The following is a 23,073-nucleotide window of genomic DNA, read 5'->3' as shown; positions in this document are numbered from 1 at the left end:
TGCACAGCCCCCCAATTAATCTTGCATTTTTTCTAAGGATGCCATAAAAAAGCCGTCCGAGTCAAATTCATCTGGTAAAATTGTTTTTTTACTTAATAGCTTAAATTCTGGATGTTGCTGCAAAAAAGCAGCAATAACTTGATCATTTTCTGACTGTAAAATAGTACAAGTACTATAGGTCAGACGACCACCCGTTTTAACTAATGGCACCATACTCGCCAACAATCCCAATTGTAACTGCTGTAAATTGCGAATTCCCGTTGCAGTCTTGCGATAACGGATTTCCGGTTTGCGTCGGACTAAGCCAATGCCGGAACAAGGTGCATCAACTAAAATCTTATCAAAGCTGGCTGGTGGAAATTTAGCAGCAGCCTGACGTGCATCCAGACAAATAGCCGCAACTTTAGCAGAAAAGCCACACCGAGCAGCATTTTCTTCAATTAACTTAACCTTATGTTGATGAATATCAAGTGCTGTAACAACACCGCTAGTTAATTGATCGGCAATTTGTAAAGTCTTGCCTCCAGGAGCCGCACAAGCATCCAACACGTGATCGGTTGGTTGAACCTGCATACCGTCAACCACCTGGGCAGCACTCTCATCTTGAAATACTAAAGCTCCCGATTTAAAAAGTTTGCTTTGGCTGGCAAAGCCATGTTTAATAATCAAACTAACCGGACTCAACGGACTGAAATCGCATGTAAAGCCGTCCGCTTCAAGCTGTTCTTTTGCTGCTGCTGTTGTCAACTGTGACTGATTAACTCGAACTGCTTGATGCGGTGGTTGATTAATTGTCTGTAAAATAGCCACCGTTTTATCTTGACCGTTTTCATTAAGCAGCTGCTGCAGCAGCCATTCGGGCAAGCTATAGCAAACACTTAAACGCTGCAGCGGATCTTTAATTTTAGTCGGATCTGGTAGGTCTTGGCGTAAAATTGCATGTAAAACTCCCGTAACGAACTTGCGAATACCATCATGACCATTGCGTTTGGCAATTTTGATTGATTCGTCCAAAATAGCCCGTGCCGGAACGCGGTCAAGGTATTGTAGTTGAAAAATTGCTGCCAATAATAATTCATAAACCCAAGGCAAAGTCTGCTTTTGTTTAATAAATGGTGCCAACCAATATTCCAAGGTCAGGCGATGCTGCAAACTACCATAAACAATTTGTGTCAGCAAGGCTTGGTCTCGTACACTTAAATGTTCAGCTTGTAAAACTTGATTCAGCAATAAATTAGAATAGGCATTTTCCTGCTGAACACGTGTTAAAATTTCAACAGATAAACCGCGAACCGAATGGTCACTAGCAAATTTTCTTTTCATTCTTTGATCAACCTCTGATTTACTGTTATTTGTTTACCCTGACCATTCAGATAATCGCTAATCTTTTGCCGTGCTTTACCAGCCGGTTGGAGTTCTTTTACTTGATAAACAGTTCCTTGAGCTGCCGACAGCTTTAATGTATGCTTGGTCAGATCAACAACGTAGCCGGCTGGCAGTTCGGTTTGTTCACTCAACGGTTCAATTGCCCATAATTTGGTTCGTTTACCACCAAAATCAGCAAAATAAGCTCCCGGTTCCGGTCTTAATGCTCGAACTTTTTGATCAAGCTGCTGTGCCGTTGCCGTTAACTGCAGTCGCTCTTGCTCTGAGGTAATAATCGGTGCAAAGGAAACTTGTTGCTCGTCTTGTGGGACAGCCACCAGTTTGCCGGCAATTATTGCTGGTAATTTTTCTAACAATAAATCTCGGCCAAGAAGACTTAATTTTTCAAACAAGCTGCCCGCATCATCTGTTGATTGAATCGGCAATTCAACTTGTCCTAACATTGAACCTGCATCCATTTTTTTAGTCATATTGATTAAAGTAATCCCGGTTTTGGATTCTCCCTGCAAAATTGCGTATTGAATTGGTGCACCGCCGCGATACTTTGGCAGTAATGAGCCATGGACATTAACAGCGGCAATTTTTACACTTTTTAATAATGATGTGGGCAAAAATTGACCATAAGCAGCTGTAACAATCAAATCCGCTTCCAGTGCTATCAGCTGCTTTAGTTCTGGACTTTTTGGAAGTTTAGCAGGCTGATACAACGGCAATTGATGAGCTAAGGCCAGCTGTTTAACCGGTGAAGCCGTCAAAACTTTTTTGCGGCCAACATACTTATCCGGCTGCGTGACAACGGCAGCAATTTGATAGTTCGAATCTTGCAGTAATCCCGCCAAAATCGTTGCGGCAAATTGCGGCGTTCCCATAAAAATAATCGATGTCATTAATCTTCCTCTTTTCTTTTTCAGAATTACATAAAATTGGTTGGTTCTCGAATAATTATCAGCTGAACAGCTTTTTGTTGTTGACTTTTTTCTAATAAGTGATGCAAATAGTCTAATAATTGCGGTTCATGTTTAAATTTAATAATCAGATGATAGCGATAATGATTTTTAATTCGTAAAATCATCTGTGGGACTGGTCCGAGCAGCTTGGCTTCTGGACTTAAAATCTGTTTTAATTCGTGAGCTATCTTGAATAAATACTTAACAGCTGCTGGTTCACTGACAGCATTGACAGCGATTTGAATTGTAAAATAATATGGCGGGTAGTCTCCTTGATGGCGTAAACGCATCTCATAAGCATAAAACTTTTCATAATCTTGTTTTTTAGCAAACTGAAGGGCATAATGCTGCGGATTAAACGTTTGAATAATAACCTTTCCTTCTTTTTTAGCTCGGCCCGCTCGACCACTAACTTGAGTTAACAATTGAAAGGTTTGTTCACTGGCACGAAAATCCGGCAAACTGAGCGAAGTATCTGCATTCAATACACCAACCAAGGTTACATCAGGATAGTCAAGCCCTTTAGCAATCATTTGCGTTCCCAAAAGAATATCTGCCTGATGCCGACCAAAACGTTGCAAAATCTGTTGATGAGCACCCTTGCGCCGAGTTGTATCGACATCCATTCGTAAAATTCTAGCAGTTGCAAAGTATTTCTGCAATTTCTCTTGAATCTTTTGCGTACCAGTACCATAAAAACGAATTTTCAGACTGCCACAGGCCGGACATTTTCGTGGAATTGGTTCCTCATGACCGCAGTAATGACATTTCATCACCTGCTGATCTTTGTGCAGAGTCAACGAAATATCACAATTGGGACATTTCAGCACAAAACCACATTGCCGACACATCATAAAAGTTGCATACCCGCGACGATTCAGCAATAAAATAATTTGTTCTTGTTTTACTAGCCGCTGCTTAATTGCAGCTAACAACTCATTTGAGAAATCTGAATCATGACTAGTTTGAGCTGCTTGCCGCATATCAACTAGGGACACCGCCGGTAAAGGCCGCGTATTAATCCGTTCTGGTAGTTGCAACCAATGATAGACTCCCTTTTGTGCCCGAGCCCGCGATTCCAGTGATGGCGTTGCACTCCCCAAAACAACTGGACAATGATGATAACGACTACGCCATAAAGCCACATCTCGAGCATGATAACGCGGCATATTATCTTGTGCATAGCTGCTCTCATGTTCTTCATCCAAAATAATAATTCCCAAATTCTTAATTGGGGCAAAAACGGCTGAACGTGCTCCAACAATAATCGTGGCTGAACCATTTTCAATTCGCCGCCATTCATCTAATCGTTCTCCAACTGATAAACCACTATGCAGCAAAGCTACTTGTTTGCCAAAACGACCAACAACTTGTGCCACCATCTGTGGGGTTAACGAAATTTCTGGAACCAGCAGCAGTGCATTTTGTTTTTTGGCTAAAGCGGCTGCCATTAATTGCAGATATATTTCGGTTTTTCCGCTGCCAGTGACCCCTTCCAGCAAAAAAGACGTCGCTGTTTGCTGTTGGATTGCAGCAGCTACTTGCTGATAGACTTGCTGTTGCGCTGATGTTAATTTTTTAGCGGTCGTTGCAGAAATTGTTGTCAGGTCATAAGCTGACCGTTTAACAACCTGATAATCAACTTTCAACCACTGCTTAGCAGCAGCCGTTCGAATTGTTGCTGCACTGACTCCAATTTGTTTTTCCAACTGCTGTTGTTGAATAGTTATTTGTGGATTTTTCGCTAAAAAGTCCAACACATTTAATAATTGATGAGCATTTGCTCGCTGTTGTTTTTTTAAAGCTTGCGCTTGTTGCGTCGTTAACAAGCCTTGGACAACTCGGACTTGCCTTGGTCGTGCCTGATCTTTAACCTGATAAAGTAATTCGACACTACCGGCATTTCGTGCTTGCTGTAATTTTCTAAATAATTCTGCCGATAATTTAGCTGGTTGCAACTGTTGTTCGGCTTTTTGACCAAAAAAATCCTTTAAAGACTGATCAACTTTTTCAGGAGCCAGTAACCGAACTATTTTCTCTGATTTCCCCCGTAAACCATTAGGAATCATTGTTTGCAGGCAGGATATTTTAAAAGAAAAAGTTGTCGCTGCCAACCAATCTGCTAAAGCCAGCATTTCAGGATTTAATACCGGCGTTAAGTCTTGAACTTCACTAATTTTTTTTAATTTACTGGTTTCCGCTAATGGTTTTTCAGTAATTCCGACAACAAATCCTTGAATTAAACGATTTCCTCTACCAAAAGGAACAATAACCCGCATACCAACAGTCAGTTTGCCGGACAGTTCTGAACCAACCACATAAGAAAATGGTCGATCAGTTTGTCTAGCCGGAACATCGACAATCACTGCTGCAACTTGCAAATTATTTCCTCCTTTGATGATCTAAATCTAATAATAAATCAAATATTTTATCAGCAATCGCTGACTTGCTGCGTTTAGAAACAAGTTGCGGATCTGCTTGCGGTCGTAAAAAAACAACCTCATTTTGCGAAGTTCCAAATCCCACATCAGCTCGTGAAACATCATTTGCCACTAACAAATCAACTTTTTTTCGTTGCATCTTTGCAGTAGCATTAGCCAGCAATTGCTGCGTTTCAGCTGCAAAACCGACTAATAATTGTTGTTGTTTACGATTCCCTAATTCAAGTAAAATATCTGGATTACGAACCAACTCTAATGTTAGCTGATCCAATCCGGTTTTCTTAATTTTTTGCTCAGCTGTCCGCATGGGACGAAAGTCAGCAACTGCCGCCGCCATAATTACAAAATCAGCTTGCGGATAAAACTCTAACATTTTCTGTTCCATTTGCTGCGCTGTTTTGACAGGTTGGTAGTTGACCCCCGTTGGCAGTGCTAAATGATTTGGTCCAGCTACTAAAATAACTTCTGCGCCTCGCTGCTGTGCGGCTTGAGCAATTGAAAATCCCATCTTTCCAGTTGAGTTATTAGACAAATAACGAACCGGATCAAGCGGTTCAACCGTTGATCCAGCTGAAATCAGCACACACTTTCCCTGTAAATCCTGTTGTTTATCGATCACAGCCAGCTGTTTAGTCAGCCAAGTCAAAATTTCTGCCGGTTCCGGCAAACGACCATATCCAGAATACCCTTCAGCTAAAAGTCCTTTGGCTGGTTTTAAAATTTTAACTCCATCAGCGCTTAATTGCTGTAAATTTCGCTGAGTCGCCGGAGCGGTCAACATCTTTTCGTTCATCGCTGGAATTACGTATTTAGGCGCTCTACTAGCCAATAAACTAGCTGTTACCAAATTGTCAGCTGATCCGCCAGCCATCTTGGCTAAAATATCAGCTGTCGCTGGAATAACAATTACTGCATCCGCCCAATCGGCTAATTTAATATGTAAAACATCGGCTGCCGTAAACCAATCTTCATCTGTATAAACAGGTCGCTTGATCAATGATGAAAAAGTCAATGGCGCAACAAATTTTTGAGCTGTTGCTGTCATGATGATTTCTAAATCAAAGCCGGCTTTGACTAACCCACGGACAACAGAGGCTGCTTTATACAAAGCAATCCCACCAGTCAGACAAACTAAGATTTTATTTTTTTTCACACTCAGGCCTCCCTTTTAACTACCAATCCTATTTTACCAGACTGATTGCCAATTAATCGTTTTTAACCAGAATTTTAAAAAAATTGACTGGCAAGTTGGCATAACACCAAAAACCAGTCAATTTTAAATTACTTTAATTTCAGCAAACTAAATTTTTTCTTTTTCATCTGGATCGATAATCAATTTTCCATCTGCTACTTCTTCCAAAGCTTTACCAACATTTTTGACTGATTTATAATCTGACATTAACGGTAAAGCTCCCGCATCCAATTCATGTGCCCGCTTGCTGGCTAACATCACCAACATATAACGTGAATCAACTTTTTCCAATAAATCATCAACTGATGGATAAAGAATCATTTAAAAACATCTCCTAATTGCTTTTTATAATTTGGCAAAAACCGTTTGACCCGCCAACGTTCTGCTCGAATAATCGTTTTGATCTTTTCGACTGCGACCGGAACTTCATCATTAACAACTGCGTAATCATAATTCTGCATCATTTCGATTTCTCCGACTGCCTTGTGCATTCGCTTATCAATTGTTGCCAGATCATCAGTTCCACGCTCAATAATTCGGTGACGCAACTCCATTAAATCCGGTGGAGTCAAAAAAATAAATAATCCATCCGGGCATTTTTTTCGGACCTGCATTGCCCCATTAACTTCGATTTCAAGAAAAACATCCTTGCCATCTTCCAACATTTTATTTACATATTTTAAAGGGGTGCCATAATAATTGTCAACATATCTGGCATATTCTAACATGTCCCCAGCGGCAATTTCACTTTCAAACTCCTTTTGACTGACAAAATAATAATCTTTGCCATTAACCTCACCCGGTCTCATTTTACGAGTTGTCATTGAAACTGAATAATGAAATTTATTGTTATCTTGTTCAAAAATAGCTTTTCTAACCGTTCCTTTTCCCACACCTGAAGGTCCAGATAATACGATTAGCATTCCCCTGTTAGACATCTTATATACTTCTCCTCTAAAAAGTTATTAATTCTATAATGTACTTTTTCAAATTATTTTTCAAGTCGTTCTTATAAAAATTAAGTGATTTTCACTGATGCAACAGTGCATTTTGAACTCACATTCAACTTCTGGAAATAATACAATTGATTAATTAATTTTTTTGCTTGCTTTCTCGAACACATGTTCATATAATATAGACAGCGAACATTTGTTCTGAAAGAGGGAAATAACTATGATCGAAATTAAGCAAAACAAGTGGTTCCAACTACCGACAAATTTTTATCGTCAAATCCAAACAATTTATAAAACGCCAGCTACTCAAACGTTGCATCCGCAAATGCCGACTTTTCAATTAAAACTTTTCATTCAACAAGCGTTCGAAAAAAAACAATTAATAACCGTTTGGTTAACTGACCAGCAGCACAATGAATACTCAGTAACTGGTAAAATAAAACATCAATTTCTTCAAAAAAACAGTTTCTTAATTAAAACACAACAACAGGGTTTGACTTATCTAGCCAATCTGTCACAAATCAAATATTTATCTTTAGCTGATCCTAAATCTATGATCAACACCTATGACACAGATGAAGCAGAATTAGCAAATAAAGAACGGTTATAAAAACTTACTGTGCTAATAAAAATATTTCTAATTTAACTGGAATTCAACAAGATTAATCTAAATTAGAACAGTAAACAAAAAGGCGATGATTGCTCATCGTCTTTTTAAATAACCCATTAAATTTAAATTAATACAACTCTAAATACTGATCGCGTTCCCATTGAGTAACTTCCTGCCGATAAGCAGACCATTCAAGCTTCTTACCTTCAATGAAGTTCTGGTATAAATGCGGACCCAATGCTTTACCAATAACCTCATCTTTTTGCAAAGACTTCAAAGCATTATGCAAAGTTGACGGCAAATCACTAATACCGTTTGCTTTACGCTCTTCATCATCCATTACATAGATATTACGGTCAATTGGTTTTGGTGCTTTAATCTTATTACGTAAGCCATCCAATCCAGCTTCCAAGATAGCTGCAATTGCCAAATATGGGTTAGCTGCCGGATCAACACTCCGCAATTCCAAACGTGTTGACAAGCCACGCGCAATCGGAACACGAACTAATGGTGAACGATTACGACCTGACCAAGCAACATAAACCGGTGCTTCATAACCAGGAACTAATCGTTTGTATGAATTAACAATTGGGTTAGTTACAGCTGTAAAGCCACGTGCGTGCTGCAACAAGCCACCTAAGAAGTAGTGAGCAGTTTCGGAAAGCTGCATATCGCCATTTTCATCATAGAAAGCATTGCCATCTTTATGGAAGAGCGACATATTAATATGCATCCCTGAGCCATTGATTCGATCAAGCGGTTTTGGCATAAAGGTTGCATGCAGACCATGCTTACGAGCTACTGTCTTAACAACTAATTTGAAAGTCTGAATATTATCACAAGCATGTAATGCATCAGCATATTTGAAATCGATCTCATGCTGTCCTGGAGCTACCTCATGGTGAGATGCTTCAACATCAAAGCCCATGCTTTCAAGTTCCAACACAATATCACGCCGACAATTTTCACCTAAATCAACTGGTGCTAAGTCAAAGTAGCTGCCCTTATCGTTTAAATGCATTGTTGGTTTGCCAGTTTCTGGATCAAGCTTGAAAAGGAAGAATTCCGGTTCAGGTCCGATATTAAACTCAGTAAAACCTAACTCTTTCATTTCACCGAGTACACGAATCAAATTGTTGCGCGGATCGCCAATAAAAGGAGTCCGATCAGCGTTATATACTTGACAAATTACCCGTGCAACTTTTCCGTGCTCGTTCCCCCAAGGGAAAATCATCCAAGTTGAAAGATCGGGATAAAGCCACATATCACTTTCTTCAATTCGCACAAATCCATCGATCGATGAACCGTCGAACATTAATTTATTATCGAGCAACTTATCCAATTGACTAACCGGAACTTCAACATTTTTGATCACGCCATAAAGATCTGTAAACATCAATCGCAAAAATTTAACATTCTCATCTTTGACAATTTTGCGGATGTCATCTTTGGTGTAGTTAGGCTTTACCATTTACATCGCTCCCCATTTCTAATTTTTAGAAGTTTTTGTTATGTTTGAAAAAAAACTCATTCTGCTTACTTAAGCCGCTGACCGACATAAATTCATCACGTAAAATCCGGCGAACGTCGGCGTCTGTCAAAGGCTTCTCCAATTGAGCTTTCTTTTGCGCTTGCTTGCGTGCCTTTTCATCATAGATATGTTTGATGCCAGCCATATTAATTCCTTCGTCAAGATAATCTTTTATCTCCAGCAAACGATCAATATCATTCAATGAATACATCCGCCGATTGCCTTCGTTACGTTTCGGTGTTACCAATTGCTGTTCTTCATAATAACGAATTTGCCGTGCTGACAACTTTGTTAATTTCATCACAGTTCCAATTGGCAAAACAGCTTGCGAACGCCTGAGCTCTTTTTCTTTCATAACAACCCTCCTCTAAACTACGCACTAATCATAACAAGCTGATTCCTTGATGTCAATATTCAATGTTACTTTTTCTTACATGTTTTTGTTTTAAAAAAAAGTTTCGTTGATTGCATTACTAATCGCAACTTTTACATGCTCGAAAGTCAGTCCGCCTTGGATATATAAAGCATATGGTGGTCGAATTGGTCCATCGCATGACAATTCAATTGTTGATCCTTCGGTAAAACTTCCCGAAGCCATGATTTCCTGATCTTCATATCCACCCATTTGACTGGCAATCGGATCAACAAAAGCATTGACCGGTGAAAAGTGTTGAATTGCTGCACAAAACTCAGCCATTTTAGCTGGTGAGCCCAACTCAACCGTTTGGACTAAATCCGTTCGCGGATCATCCCAGCGCGGTGAAACCTTCAAACCAAGCTTCTCCAATAAAGCACTGGCAAAAATTGCACCCTTTATAGCCTCTCCCGTAACATGCGGTGCAATAAAAAAGCCTTGATACATATCACGCAGATGTCCAATGGTTGCACCTTCGTTTTTACCCGATCCCGGCGAGTTCAACCGATTACCTGCCAAATGAATTAAATCTTTGCGGCCAACTATATAACCACCTGTTTTAGCAATTCCACCACCAGCATTTTTATACAGCGAACCGGCCATCAAATCAGCACCATATTCAGTCGGTTCATGAATTTCAGAAAATTCACCGTAACAATTATCAACGAAAATAACAACATCTTTGCGGATCTTTCGAATAAATTCAATCATTTTTTTCAGCTGGGCAACTGTAAAGCTCTTCCGAATTGCATAGCCGCGAGAACGCTGTAAAGCCACCATTTTGATGGTTGGATCCTGCAATTTCTTAGTGGCCTGCTGATAATCAACTTCACCATTTTCAAGTAATGGCTGATAATCAAAACCAATCTGAAAATCCTTCAATGTTCCCGGTTCATTGCCAGCAACCCCAATAACATGCTGAATAGTGTCATATGGCATTCCCGTTAAATAAAATAATTTATCATTAGGGCGTAAAACTGCAAATAACGATGTTGTAATTGCGTGAGTTCCTGACATAATCTGCGGCTTAACAATTGCATCATCTGCATGAAAGTAGTCTGCGTAAATCGCATCTAATTTTTCTCTTCCAATATCATCATAGCCATAACCGGTAGAACCGACCAAATCTTCTTCGGCAACCCGGTGCTGTTTAAAGCAATTTAATACTCGACTTTGATTGTACAATTGCCGCTGCTCAATTTCTGCGATTTGTGGAGCGATCTGCTGCTGTGTTTGTATAATTTTTTGCTGTAATTCTTGTGGGAAATGTTCCATCCATAAATTTTCCAATTTAATCTACCTTTCGTTCAACCAATCATTAACCCGCTGCCTTGCTTGTTCCTGAAAATCCGTTGCCTGCGGATCCAGCCAGGTTACCGACATTTTATTACGAAACCAAGTTAATTGTCGTTTAGCATAATGCCGCGAATTTTTTTTAATCTCTTCGACTGCCGTTTCTAAGGAACACTGACCTGCAAAATAAGGGAACAACTCCTTATAGCCAATTCCCTTTCCCGCCGGCAATGCCGTGCCGCCTTGATCAAATAACCAACGCGCTTCTGGCAGCAAACCTTGTTTTAACATTAAATCAACTCGCTGGTTAATTCGCTGGTACAGCAACTGGCGGTCAACATTCAGTCCCAAAATCAATGGGTCATATTTCGGCTGTGGCAAGTCGGCCTGACAAGAAAATTTTTCGCCTGTTAGCTGATAAACTTCCAGCGCTCGAATTACTCTTCGCTGATTTGCTGGAGGAATTTTCTGAGCTGCTGTTGGATCTATTCGGGCCAATGCTTCCCATAATTGCTGCTGGCCATGCTTGGCAGCAAAGTCTCGCCATTGCTGGCGAATTTTCGGATCAGGATCAGCCGGTTGTCCGCCAAGTTGAAAATCATCTAGCAAAGCTTGTAAATAAAAACCTGTCCCCCCGACAATTATCGGTAATTTAGCTTGCCGAGCAATTTGCTCAATTTTTCGTTGACATTCTTTGATGAAAGCTGCTACTGAAAAAGGCTCTGCTGGATCAAGAATGTCGATCAGATGATGTTTAACTTGTGCCTGTTCAGCAGCTGTTGCTTTAGCTGTCCCAATGTCTAAACCGCGATAAACCTGCATTGAATCACCTGAAATGATCTGGCCATTAAACGCCTGCGCCAATTCAAGCGATAAAGCAGTTTTTCCGACCGCTGTCGGGCCCACGATCAATAAAACTTTTTGTCTGATTGAAACTCACCCCCCCTATTTTTTCTAACTGTTTTTAACTGGATATTTTACTGCACATCGGTCATAATGTAATTAAATTCATGAATGATGGGAGGAAACAATTATGAACGTATTCGGTAAAGGATTCATTCTCGGTTTTGCAACCGCCGTTGGAACCGCTGCTGGCTGTTTCTATGCTTTTAAGAAAAATGTTGTCGATCCAATTGAAGAAAAAGAAGCTATGATTGATGAACATAAAAAACGCGCGGTTCGTAAAATGCATGCCGCTCAGCAAGGATAAAATTCTCACGGACAAATGGCGAAGACAATTGAACTTTAATTGTCTTCGCCATTTATTTTTTTAACATAAATACTATTTGCATACTTTTGGCTGGATTTTTAGTTAAGCGTTCAATATTTCACCACATAATTTACTATTATTTAGCCTTTTTGGTTTTACCATCCCAACGTTCAAATCCATCTTTCAAAATATAAATATTTTGATAACCTAATTTATTAAGTTGGACAGCCGCTCGTGTACTCAACGCTTTTCCTTGATCATACAAATAAACTGGCATATCTTTGCGAATTGATTCCCGAGAAATTTTAAACTGACTAAACGGCAAATTACGCGCGCCCAAGATATGACCCTTATCAAAGTTGCTTTGTTCCCTTAAATCAATAATTTGCGCCCGATGCATGCCAGCTTTAAATTTATCATTGTCAAGCAAGGTTGCTACTTTACGCCCACAATACCATATATAGAATTGATAACCAACAATTCCCAATAATATGATCGCTAAAACAATATTAAGAACTACCCAAATTGAAATCGTGCCTAACAAAATCAATCCACCTCTTTTTATTAATTAATTAAACGTCAAAGCTAATGAAGCCGCTCCGATGACACCAGCATCATTACCTAACTGAGCTAGTTTGAGTTCAGTTGTTGTCCGGACTGTTGGGAAAGCATATTTAAGGAAATATTTTTTTACACGATCCAATAAAAATTCCCCAGCTGCACTAACACCACCACCAATGACGATAAATGACGGATTCAGCAAATTCCCGATATTAGCGCACGCTAAACCTAAATAACCGCATACTTGATCAACTACCATTAAAGCCAATTGATCTGCTTCTTTAGCTAAGTCAAAAACTATCTTAGATGAAATATCCTGTCCATCATCCAACAATTTTTTTAATTTAGCTGGTCCAGCATATTCTTCAGCTAAATCGCGAGCAACGCGCACAATTCCAGTTGCTGAAGCATAGGTTTCCAGACACCCATGATTACCACAGGTACATAAATAACCATTTGGCTCAACGATCATGTGCCCAATTTCACCAGCAGCTTGAACGCCGTGAACTAACTTCCCGTTACTGATGATTCCGCCGCCAACACCGGTTCCAAGTGTCACAAAAACAACTTCATTGTCATTTTCCCCGGCGCCTTTCCAGCGCTCACCTAATGCAGCTACATTCGCATCATTATCAATGAGAAATGGTATTCCCAATTCTTTTTCGATCGCTGTTTTTACCGGCTGCAATGTTTTCCAATTTAAATTATAAGCCCCAATAACTGTTCCATTCTTCAAATCAACTGTTCCCGGCGAACCCATTCCAATCCCACTGAATTGGCTTGGTTGCATTTGGTATAATTTTAAATGATGCTTTATTGAAGTAATAATATCTGGTACGATATGGCTTCCATCATCCAAGATGTTAGTCTGGATACTCCATTTTTGTTGAATTTCACCAGTTAAGGTTAAAATTGCAAATTTGATAGTTGTCCCGCCTAAATCAATACCGATCAACTTTTTTTCCACGATTTTGCTCCTCCTTAGCTGCTCTTTTTTCCTCTAAACGATGTTCACGTGTCAAAACCATTCGTGCTTTAATAAAAATTTGATCATCAATTACTTGGGACCGATGCAAGTGATCCAATTCCAAAGCCATCAATTCAATATCCCATAAGCGCTTGCCAACATAAACAAAAATTCCAAATTTTTTTAAAAGCTGCTGCACATCATAGAGTGTTTTCACGCTGACATCCTCCATTTATTATAAGAAAAAAACTTGGATTTTTAAACCCGGTTTTCGTTAATCATTCCTTTCTCAATTCAATTAATAAACAGCAACCAGCAAAACCATGCTTAACTGCAATTAATTATTGATCCATTTTAGATAACGCTTCCGTTAAAAAATCCAAAAAAAAACAGGAAAAATCCTGTTATTACTTAACTTCCCGATGCAATGTCACCTTGTTATCATGCGGACAAAATTTCTTTAATTCCAAGCGGTCTGGATTATTCCGTTTGTTTTTGCTTGTAAGATATGTCCGTTCATGACATTCAGTACATTCCATTGTAATATTAACACGCATTACTTGACCCTCCTCGGCACTTTATTTCTAAAAGCCCTGCGACTTTGAACGTTTTTAATAATATCATTTTTTCCCGGTTAACGCCAGTATTTTTTCTGATAACGTTAAGTAAATTTACTTGACACGATTATTTAAGCCCTTGATCAGATTGAACCATTTTCCAGTAAGCTTTATAAATTGTATCTGCTGTTTGAGTACTTACATGCGTCTGATTACCACTGGCCATTCCTGGAAATGCCAATGCAACAACAACTTGTGGATCATCAGCTGGCGCATAACTGACGCTACTATCAGTTTCTGTTTCTGTTGAGCCATGAAAGGTTTCAGCCGTACCAGTTTTAGCAGCAACTGCTGGTGAGGCATTGTTTAACAGTCCACCGGTCCGTAAAGAATTCGTACCATGAACTACTTTCCATAACCCTTCCTTAACTACTCCCCATTGTGCCTGATTAGCCTGCACAACATTCAAAACATTGGGCGAAAATTCATAAACTGTTCGACCCAACTTGCCATCATTATTTGAAGTTCGAATAGACTGTAAAATATGTGGCTGTAGCCGATAACCACCATTAGCAATCGTTGAAATATATTGTGCTAATTGCATAGTAGTATACGAATCATAGTTTCCAAATGAAAGGTCTAATGCTTTACCAATATTAGCCTGACCTGATTTTCCTTCAAAACCGGATGATTCTCCTGGGATATCAACTCCTGTTTTAACACCTAAACCAAATTGCTTAAAGTAACCCCGCAATTTTCCAAAAATTGAGTTTGGTAAACTCAACGCAGCTCCAGGACTATAATGAAATCCACCTTCCAACATTGCGACCTGCATCATATACGAGTTGGAAGAAACCATTAAAGCATCAGAAGCTGTTAATGGCATATCCTGAGCACCAGTCTTATTAAACCAAGAAGCTTTGGTAGCCGTTCCCCTTAATTTAATCGGCTGATCAGTCAAAGTATTGCTGTTAGGACTAATTGCACCTGACAACAAACCACCCATAACCGTTGCTCCCTTGACAACAGACCCCATAACAAAAGTCTGATTAATTGTCCCCAAAGCATTTTCAGTAATCTTACCGGTATCTAAATTGCGGCTAACGCCGGCCAGCGCATAAATCGCTCCTGTCTTCGGATTCATAACAACTGCATAAGCTCCGGGAAGGTATGGATTACCACCCGCAAGGCTCTCAACTTCACTTTTAATAATATCTTGAACTTTCTGCTGAAAATCCGCATTGATTGTTAAAACCAGATTATCTCCCTTCTGGCCGCCAAAGGTTTTTACTTCTTTAGTTATTTTATTATTTTGTGTTTCCAAAGTAATAATCTGTTTAGAACCCTTAAGCACATTTTCGTATTCCGATTCAATATAACTTGAACCAACACTATCATCACGTGCATATCCTTCACTTAACAAGCTGTTGATTTGGTCACTTGGCAAACCTTGCTTACGACTGGTAACCGTTCCAATTACACTCTTAACTGATTTGCCATATGGATAACTTCGTGACCAGCTGGTACCAATTTTGATTCCTGGCATTGAAGTCAAATTTTCACCAACTTCAGCCATTTCCTGATCACTTACATCATTATATTTTAAATAAATCGTCGACAAAGAGTACGCTCCGCTCATTTTTGAATAAACGATTGCGGCTTGCTTTTGCTTAGACGTCAAATCTGCTGTTAATTTTTTCTGTTTAACATATTTAACTTCAGCTTGATAAAGCTTGGAGCCTGATGAACTTCCCTTAAGTTTTTTTACCTGCTTATCAACTTTTTTCAACCGTGAAGGTACCGCTAAATAATACTGAGCCTCCATTGTCTTGGTCAAGCCACTGGTACTGATTTTAACAGACTTAACCAATTGATTGGCAACTTGATACATTTTCAATGAAGAAACATTTAGTGGTTTGGTATACGTGATAGCCCTAGAAGCATCATTAGCAACCAGCACTTTGCCGGTAGAATCATAAATCATTCCCCGTTGAACATTTTTGGTCTCAACTTTGGTATCCGTACTATTGACCTCAGATGTAAACTTTTTTTGCTGATTAATCTGTAAATGAGCTAATTGCGCAATCAAAGCTGCAAACAGCAGGAAAACAATAAAAAAAAGAAAATTCAGCCGAAAAGGAATTGATGATTGAACTTTCTGTCGTTTAACTTGATTTCTCCGTAAAAACTTCACTGATCCTGACTCCTTATTAGTCTATAATTTTGACTTTTTCGCAACTATTTCACCATACTCTTTAATCCTAACATAGACAAGTTGATTTTGCTGAACCCTTATACTAAACTTTAATAAATTCACCATATTTTATTATAAATGCACGGTATAATAAAATTAAACTTGCAACTTGATTAAGGAGTTATTTTATGAAAGTAAAAACTGTTAATTTTATTAAACGTCATTATTCACTGCTGCTAAGTTTTTGGCTGCCTTTTTTAATCATGAGTGGTTACTTTATCTCACGAAATATGTATCCTTTCGGCAGCAGCAGCCTCTTAACAGTTGATCTTGGTCAGCAGTATGTCGATTTCTATGCTTTTTTTCGCAATACCCTACTGCATCATCCAACTAGTTTCTTTTACTCATTCAGTAAAGCTTTAGGCGGAGGTATGTTGGGTGAATGGGCTTACTATCTTTTAAGCCCGTTTAATCTTTTGCTGCTGCTTTTCCCGGCTAAAAATATCAATGCGGCAATCTTTTTGATGACCGTCCTTAAATACGGCTGCGCTGGTTTAAGTTTTGCCTTCTTTATTCAAGCAACGCAAAAACTACGTGGCTTAAAAGTTGTCATGCTTAGCGTCAGTTATGCTTTAATGGGCTGGTTTGTCGCCTATCAATTAAACCTGCTTTGGCTGGATGCTGCTATCTTATTACCACTGATCTGTTACTTTTTAAATCAGCTGCTATTAAAACAACGGTACCAACTAGGTTATCCACTAACTTTAGCCGCAGCGCTGATCATCAACTACTATACTGGATATATGATCAGCATCTTCTTGATTTTATACTGCGGTTGGCTGATCAGCAGCCACTACGAGTCGCTCAGTAAATTGCGCCGGCAAATCATTGCTTTTGCCGGCAATTCAATTCTAGGCGGCGGACTAGCAGCGATTATTCTGGTACCAACTTTTTATTCATTAATTGGAAGCAAAGGACAGTATACTCAACAATTGATTCATTACAAGTTTGAATACTTTCCACCTAAAATGCTGGCCAAACTAATCAGTGGCAGTTTTAATTTTCAACAAATGCCCAGTGGTCTGCCTAACATTTTCATTGGTTCACTCGGTTTAATTGGTTTTTTGACCTATTTTTTCTTACGCCAAATTGCTTGGAAAGAAAAAATTGCTTCACTAATAATAACCCTGTTTTTATTACTATCGCTCTGTTTTGAACCCTTAGATCTTTTCTGGCATGGGATGCAGTTTCCGGTATGGTATCCTTACCGCTTTTCATTTATTGTTAGTTTTTGGATGCTTTTGCTGGCTGGACGTGCCTTGATCGAATTGAAAACGGCAACTCATTGGAAAACTGCTGCCGGCTTTAGTTTGTTGCTTTATGTTGGAATTATTGTATATGTTTTCTTTAATCTTAAAAAACTCAGCTTTATTTCAAGCAACAATTTAATCATGTCTGCTGTTTTCGCAGGCCTGATTTGGTTACTGTTGTTTTGGCCAACTGATTTTAAATACCAACCAGCCAAAATTTTACTGCTCAGCATCGCAGTAATTGTTGAAGTTTCTGTAAATGCAGTTCTTTCGCTAAACAATTTAAGTTATCTAAGTGAAAAAGAATACGCACAACCAACGGCGGCTTTAACCAAAGATGCCACTTGGATTCATAATCATGATAAAAATCTTTTTCGGACTGGTCAAGTTTATAGTCGAACTAAAAATGACGGCTTAGCACATGACTTGAATACCGGCTCTTACTTTAGTTCCGCTTTAGAAAAAAACATGCCTGATTTTTATGGTATGCTGGGCAATCCAGATGGTGACAACTACGTCACTTATTCAAACGGAACGGTTATTTCTGATGCTTTATTGGGAATGAAGTACTTCATTACTCCCAAAACAAACTTAAGTGGCAATCAACAACAACCATTGACTCAATTGACTGAAAAACCAGATCTAAAAAATTATCATTCCGTTGCTACCAGCAACTTGACTGAAACATATCAAAACGATCAGAGTCTGCCATTAGCTTACTTGGCTTCTAATCAGCTGACAACAATGAAAACATTTTATGATGATCCGACAAACTTTCAAACCAATTGGCTGAAAAGTGCTGTTGGTCATCAAAATGATCAATATTTTGTTCCGCAAAACTTTAACGAAGTTGTCTTTCAAAATGTTAGTCAGCGATTACGGCTAACCGACACAATTTTTAAAAAGAAAAATTTGGCTAAGGAATCAAAAATTATTTTTAAATTTGTTCCAACAACTAATAATTCTTATTATTTAACCCTTGGTGCCCCGCTTGACAGCGACAATGTCACTTTTTATCTAGGAAATCGTCAATTAAATCAGTATAGTACTTTCCGGCATACAGTCATTGTTAACCTTGCTTCGCATGCTAAAGGGCAAGAAATTGTTTTAACTGCTGTCTTTAAAAAAAGCTCACTCTGGCTTAATCACTTTGTTTTATACCAGATGAATAATCAATTAGTCGATCGAAGATTAGCACAATTAAAAAAACAACAGCCTGTAGTTAAAAAGTTATCCGAAAGCAAGCTTAGTGTTACTTACAATCAAAAAAAGTCGCAGCAGCTGGTAGCAACTACGATTCCTTATAACGTCGGCTGGCATGCTCAGGTCAATGGCAAGAGCGTAAAAATCATTAAAATTCAAAAAATGTTTCTTGCGCTCAAAACCAAGGGACTTGGACACAAAAAAATTATTTTGACTTATCGACCGCCTTACCTGCTAACCGGCTTGCTAATTTCCTTGATTTCACTGATAATCTTGTTTTCTTATTATTGGTATCGGAAAAAGCACAGGAAAATGCGGCAATAAATGTTAGTTCATTGATTGACTGAAACGATCAACATCAGCCGTTTGCCCAACAACTAATAAACTATCATTTAATTTCAGCTCTTGATCCGCACGCGGAGAAATGATTATATCATCATCTCGTTTGATCGCAATTACATTTAAATGATAATGATTGCGGAATCGTAATTTGGCTAAATCTTTATCAGCCAAAGCTGGTTCAGTTACTTTGATTTCGGCTACTTGAATATTAGGTGACAAATTCAGATAATCTAACATATTTTTTGACAATAAACTTTTACCGATTCGTTTTCCCATTTCGCGTTCTGGTCGCACAACTTTATCCACGCCGAGTTTTTCTAAAACTCGTGCGTGGTATTTATTTTGTGCTTTAGCTGTAACATGCTTAACTCCCATTTCTTTAACCATCATTGAAACTAAGATACTGGCTTGAATATCCTCACCAATGGCTACTACGACGTGATCAAAATTTCGAATTCCAATTGATTTTAATGCATTTTCGTCTTGTGCATCAGCAATAATTGCCTGGGTTGCAATTTTTTTATAATTATTGATTTTGGTTTCACTTCTATCGATTACAAGTACCTCAGCACCACCGTCAACTAATGTTTTGCAGACACTGCTGCCAAATCGTCCTAATCCGATAATTGCAAATGTTTGTTTTGTCAAAAATGTCCCCCCTGACTTACTCTTTTACTTTACAAAAAAACAGGAAACCATCACCATGCTGGATTTCCTGTCAAAATTAATCGACTGTTGAAATTTAATAATGCATCAAACTTAAGACATCATAATCTTTGATGCGATCTCGACCTTTTAAAGCATCTAGTTCAATAATGAATGCACAGCCGACAACTACACCGCCTAACTGCTTAACTAAATCAATTGTAGCACTGATCGTCCCACCAGTTGCTAATAAATCATCTGCAACTAATACACGCTGTCCAGGTTTAACGGCATCACGATGCAGATACAATTCCGCTGTTCCGTATTCTAGTTGATAACTGGCTTTAACAGTTTCACGCGGCAATTTTCCCTTTTTACGCGCTGGTGAAAAACCAACACCCAATTCATATGCTACCGGGCAGCCGACAATGAATCCTCGTGCTTCAGGCCCAACGATCATTTCAACATTTTTATCCCGAGCAAATTGAACAATTTGATCAGTCGCTTGTTTATAAGCCGTTCCATCAGCCATTAATGGAGATAAATCGCGAAAAATGATTCCCTTTTCAGGAAAATCCGGAATACTTGCAACGTATTTTGTTAAATCTACTGCCATTTTATAAAACGCTCCCTTAATTAGTCAAAAGTCGTGCGATCCAGTTGGTTAAGTCAGCTGATTTGCCTTGAATCAAAATTTTTTCCGACTTAAGCTGTTGTAATTTTGAACGGTAACTGACCATTTTTGTCAAATCAATTTTTTTGCGACTTACGCAACCAGTCATCAGTCCTTTATCTATTTTAACAAATCCAGCTTCAAAAAACATCTGTAAGATAAAATTCAATTGTTGCGGTTTTAACTCCAGATAATTAGCAAGTGGTTCAAGATTTTCGGCTAATTTAATTTGCTGATGCTTTAAAACATACCGATAAACGCGGGCCAATTCAGCTCGAGTCGGTACTTTAACTCCTGCTTTAATAGTAAATGGATAAAAAATCACTTCTAATTGCTCAACTTGCAGCTGTGCAAACAATTGTGCAAATTCCTTTAAAGAAGGCGGACAATCCACCAAAATTAATTCTGAAAAAGATTTCTGCTGCAATAATTGTTTTTCTCCGATTACCAGATTAGAATCTGCTGAAAAATATGGTTTAAGGACTGAATAATGCCGCTGTTCAAAAAAGAAAAACGTTGCTGGACGATCAAACAGTTGTCGTGACAGCTTAGGGGTCCGCCGATCAATCACCAGCGGTCCGCTGCTTCCTAAATCAGCCACCATAATTTGCGGTTTCACTTGATTTTTCCATTTATTAAGTGTCAAATGACCTACAAATTTAAAAGCAGCCGGTTGTTTTATAAAAGCAGTCCCCTGCTCACCGGCGAAAAAATCAATTGCAGCAACTTGCTGTTGCGCATTTTGCAATCTAAATTGCAAATGATTCTGTTTTTTGCCAATCATTTTCGGCTGGACCAGCTGATAATCGGTAAAAGAAAATGTTGGTGCCGGATTTCCCGGTCCAAATGGCTGCAACAAATTTATCTGATCAATCAAATTCTGATCGATTGAACTAAGTGGTAAAGTTGCTGCTATTTCCAATTTTTCTTTTCCCGCTGTGTCCAAATGCTGCTGCTGAGCAGCCGCATCTAAGACTTTTTGCAATTCTGGCAGTTGACTGACCTTTATCGTTAAACCACAAGCTTGTTGATGACCGCCAAAAGCTTCAAACAGCTGCCGCTGTGGATCAAGGGCTGCAAACAAATCAAAAGCAGCAACCGAGCGACCAGACCCTTTAGCAATTTTAGTTACTGGATCAATTCCTAAAACCAGTGTTGGCCGTTGACTTTTTTCAACCAAACGACTAGCAGCAATCCCAACTAACCCAGTATTCCAGCCTTCACCAGCAACTACATTTACCAGATGCTGGTCAGCTGTTTCCAATTGTCCCCAAGCCGCAGTAGCAATTTTTTCTGTTTCTTGCTGTCTTTTTTGATTGAGTTTTTCAACTTTAGCAGCAATCTCGGCTGCCTGATCCTCATCAAAAGTGGTTAATAATTCTACGCCAATTTGACCAGTTGCCAAGCGACCCAACGAATTTAACCGCGGAGCCAAGCCAAAAGAAATTGTTTCAGCATCAGCTTGAGTTAAATCGAGTTTCGCACTGTTTGCCAAAGCAATCAACCCCGGTCGTTGTGTTTGTTGCAAAGCTTGTAATCCAAATTTAACTAAGGCCCGATTTTCTCCAGTCAGCTCGACAAGGTCGGCAATGGTGCCCAAAACAACTAAATCAAGCATTTCTTGTGGTATTTCATCCAATAAAGCACAAACTAATTTAAAGGCCACTCCGACTCCCGCCAAATTTGGACAAGCATACTCGTGCTGCGGATAACGTGGATGAACGATTGCATATGCCGGTGGTAATTTAGGTGGCAATGCATGGTGGTCGGTAATTACTACATCAACTCCCTGATTTTGTGCAAATTCAATTGCCGCAAACCCGGCAACACCATTATCAACGGTAATCAGCAACTCTGTCTGGTTTTTAATCAATTGCTGATAGCGTTGCAGATTCGGACCATAGCCATCCTTGAAACGATCGGGAATATAATAATTTACTTTGGCTCCCAAGTCCATCAAAGCTTCATAAACAACTGCTGTACTGCTGATACCATCAACATCGTAGTCTCCATAGACAGTTATCTGCTCATCACTGGCAATTGCTTGTTTAATTCGTTCCACTGCGCGCTGCATATCATGCAATGCAAATGGATCAGCCAATTGCTCAAGCGTTGGATTTAAAAAGGCTTCAGCCTCTTTCTGGGTAGTTATCCCCCGCTGTAGCAACAGCTTTGTTGTTAGGGGGGCCAAATTTAATTCTTTACTTAATTGTTCCACTGCTGCACTCGAAACTGCTTTTGCCGGAACCCATTGATATTTTGCCTCAAACACTAAAAACGCTCTCCTTGTTGTTTAGCAATTTTACTTTTTAATTCATTAATTTTCTTTTGATACCCGGCTTGTTCCTTAGCCAATTTCTTATCATATTTTTCCTGATAATCAGCTTCCAAGTTTGACTCGTTGACCTTAAGTTTCTTAATTTCCTTTTTTAATTGATGAATTGTAACAAAAGAAAGCAAAACTGCAATTAAAGCTCCCAACAAAACGGCCATAATAATCACTAATACCAACGGAAATGCCGGTCGCCAAAAAAGCAGATCGATTTTTACCTTCTGGGTATTAAGCAATGCAAACACTGCAACTATCAAAATTAAGAAAATTGCACTTATTAAACGCCATTGATTTTTCATAACTAGGTCCTT

The 23,073-nt window shown here is 39.0% G+C and carries 22 protein-coding genes; 3 read left to right on the top strand and 19 right to left on the bottom strand.

Translation table 11 applies throughout. The annotated features are described in order from the left end of the window. Positions 1–15 precede the first annotated feature (15 nt). The 6 genes from rsmB to gmk form a co-directional block, all read right to left on the bottom strand. Positions 16–1,323, bottom strand: coding sequence for a 16S rRNA (cytosine(967)-C(5))-methyltransferase RsmB (rsmB, locus tag FC89_RS01985; protein ID WP_057870877.1), 1,308 nt, complete (start codon positions 1,321–1,323; stop codon positions 16–18). Next, positions 1,320–2,273 (bottom strand): methionyl-tRNA formyltransferase, encoded by a 954-nt coding sequence (fmt, locus tag FC89_RS01980; protein WP_057870876.1) that lies wholly within the window; start codon positions 2,271–2,273, stop codon positions 1,320–1,322. The genes rsmB and fmt overlap by 4 nt, the downstream gene beginning before the upstream one ends. A gap of 26 nt (positions 2,274–2,299) precedes the next feature. Continuing rightward, positions 2,300–4,714, bottom strand: coding sequence for a primosomal protein N' (gene priA / locus FC89_RS01975; protein ID WP_057870875.1), 2,415 nt, complete (start codon positions 4,712–4,714; stop codon positions 2,300–2,302). Between the two features lies 1 nt (position 4,715). Continuing rightward, the gene (gene coaBC, locus FC89_RS01970; protein WP_057870874.1) at positions 4,716–5,927 is read right to left on the bottom strand and encodes a bifunctional phosphopantothenoylcysteine decarboxylase/phosphopantothenate--cysteine ligase CoaBC; all 1,212 of its coding nucleotides are present in this window, start codon (positions 5,925–5,927) and stop codon (positions 4,716–4,718) included. A gap of 147 nt (positions 5,928–6,074) precedes the next feature. Further along, positions 6,075–6,287, bottom strand: coding sequence for a DNA-directed RNA polymerase subunit omega (gene rpoZ / locus FC89_RS01965; protein WP_057870873.1), 213 nt, complete (start codon positions 6,285–6,287; stop codon positions 6,075–6,077). Further along, positions 6,284–6,904, bottom strand: coding sequence for a guanylate kinase (gmk, locus tag FC89_RS01960; RefSeq protein WP_057870872.1), 621 nt, complete (start codon positions 6,902–6,904; stop codon positions 6,284–6,286). The genes rpoZ and gmk overlap by 4 nt, the downstream gene beginning before the upstream one ends. A gap of 235 nt (positions 6,905–7,139) precedes the next feature. Here gmk and FC89_RS01955 point away from each other — a divergent pair, with 235 nt between their 5' ends. After that, complete coding sequence (locus FC89_RS01955) at positions 7,140–7,529, top strand: hypothetical protein (protein WP_057870871.1); 390 nt, start codon at positions 7,140–7,142, stop codon at positions 7,527–7,529. A gap of 127 nt (positions 7,530–7,656) precedes the next feature. Here FC89_RS01955 and glnA read toward each other — a convergent pair whose 3' ends face one another. From glnA to miaA, 4 genes are all read right to left on the bottom strand, one after another. Beyond that, positions 7,657–9,000 (bottom strand): type I glutamate--ammonia ligase, encoded by a 1,344-nt coding sequence (glnA, locus tag FC89_RS01950; protein ID WP_057870870.1) that lies wholly within the window; start codon positions 8,998–9,000, stop codon positions 7,657–7,659. 25 nt (positions 9,001–9,025) lie between these two features. Continuing rightward, a complete protein-coding gene (locus FC89_RS01945) occupies positions 9,026–9,415 on the bottom strand; it encodes a MerR family transcriptional regulator (RefSeq protein ID WP_057870869.1) in 390 nt (129 codons plus the stop codon). 90 nt (positions 9,416–9,505) lie between these two features. Further along, complete coding sequence (locus FC89_RS01940; protein WP_057870868.1) at positions 9,506–10,750, bottom strand: methionine gamma-lyase family protein; 1,245 nt, start codon at positions 10,748–10,750, stop codon at positions 9,506–9,508. 21 nt (positions 10,751–10,771) lie between these two features. Then, complete coding sequence (gene miaA, locus FC89_RS01935) at positions 10,772–11,698, bottom strand: tRNA (adenosine(37)-N6)-dimethylallyltransferase MiaA (RefSeq protein WP_057870867.1); 927 nt, start codon at positions 11,696–11,698, stop codon at positions 10,772–10,774. A 103-nt stretch (positions 11,699–11,801) separates the two neighbouring features. Here miaA and FC89_RS12270 point away from each other — a divergent pair, with 103 nt between their 5' ends. Then, positions 11,802–11,978 (top strand): DUF3042 family protein, encoded by a 177-nt coding sequence (locus tag FC89_RS12270; protein ID WP_083485383.1) that lies wholly within the window; start codon positions 11,802–11,804, stop codon positions 11,976–11,978. A 136-nt stretch (positions 11,979–12,114) separates the two neighbouring features. Here FC89_RS12270 and FC89_RS01930 read toward each other — a convergent pair whose 3' ends face one another. From FC89_RS01930 to FC89_RS01910, 5 genes are all read right to left on the bottom strand, one after another. After that, a complete protein-coding gene (locus tag FC89_RS01930) occupies positions 12,115–12,525 on the bottom strand; it encodes a rhodanese-like domain-containing protein (RefSeq protein ID WP_057870999.1) in 411 nt (136 codons plus the stop codon). Between the two features lie 21 nt (positions 12,526–12,546). Then, positions 12,547–13,506, bottom strand: coding sequence for an ROK family glucokinase (locus FC89_RS01925; RefSeq protein WP_057870866.1), 960 nt, complete (start codon positions 13,504–13,506; stop codon positions 12,547–12,549). Then, the gene (locus FC89_RS01920; protein ID WP_057870865.1) at positions 13,481–13,723 is read right to left on the bottom strand and encodes a YqgQ family protein; all 243 of its coding nucleotides are present in this window, start codon (positions 13,721–13,723) and stop codon (positions 13,481–13,483) included. Before FC89_RS01920 ends, FC89_RS01925 begins: the two co-directional genes overlap by 26 nt. 190 nt (positions 13,724–13,913) lie before the next feature. After that, positions 13,914–14,063 (bottom strand): 50S ribosomal protein L33, encoded by a 150-nt coding sequence (gene rpmG / locus FC89_RS01915; protein WP_057870864.1) that lies wholly within the window; start codon positions 14,061–14,063, stop codon positions 13,914–13,916. A gap of 127 nt (positions 14,064–14,190) precedes the next feature. Then, positions 14,191–16,257, bottom strand: coding sequence for a peptidoglycan D,D-transpeptidase FtsI family protein (locus tag FC89_RS01910; protein WP_057870863.1), 2,067 nt, complete (start codon positions 16,255–16,257; stop codon positions 14,191–14,193). Positions 16,258–16,445: 188 nt separating this feature from the next. Between FC89_RS01910 and FC89_RS01905 the strand changes: the two genes are divergently transcribed. Then, on the top strand, positions 16,446–19,094 hold the full coding sequence (locus tag FC89_RS01905; protein ID WP_057870862.1) for a YfhO family protein: 2,649 nt from the start codon (positions 16,446–16,448) through the stop codon (positions 19,092–19,094). A 3-nt stretch (positions 19,095–19,097) separates the two neighbouring features. Here FC89_RS01905 and FC89_RS01900 read toward each other — a convergent pair whose 3' ends face one another. The 4 genes from FC89_RS01900 to FC89_RS01885 form a co-directional block, all read right to left on the bottom strand. After that, positions 19,098–19,760, bottom strand: a complete 663-nt coding sequence (locus FC89_RS01900; RefSeq protein WP_057870861.1) for a potassium channel family protein — start codon at positions 19,758–19,760, stop codon at positions 19,098–19,100. Between the two features lie 94 nt (positions 19,761–19,854). Next, on the bottom strand, positions 19,855–20,373 hold the full coding sequence (locus FC89_RS01895; protein ID WP_057870860.1) for an adenine phosphoribosyltransferase: 519 nt from the start codon (positions 20,371–20,373) through the stop codon (positions 19,855–19,857). Between the two features lie 16 nt (positions 20,374–20,389). Further along, positions 20,390–22,702 carry a single-stranded-DNA-specific exonuclease RecJ gene (gene recJ, locus FC89_RS01890; RefSeq protein WP_057870859.1) on the bottom strand — a complete coding sequence of 771 codons (2,313 nt, stop codon included), beginning with the start codon at positions 22,700–22,702 and terminating at the stop codon, positions 20,390–20,392. Next, positions 22,702–23,061, bottom strand: coding sequence for a LapA family protein (locus FC89_RS01885; RefSeq protein WP_057870858.1), 360 nt, complete (start codon positions 23,059–23,061; stop codon positions 22,702–22,704). Before FC89_RS01885 ends, recJ begins: the two co-directional genes overlap by 1 nt. Between the last annotated feature and the right edge of the window lie 12 nt (positions 23,062–23,073).

Origin of the sequence: Liquorilactobacillus ghanensis DSM 18630 (assembly GCF_001435235.1) — a bacterium.
Classification (GTDB): Bacteria; Bacillota; Bacilli; order Lactobacillales; family Lactobacillaceae; genus Liquorilactobacillus; species Liquorilactobacillus ghanensis.
Note: the sequence above shows the minus strand (reverse complement) of the source record. Positions and strands in the feature narration are given on the sequence as shown.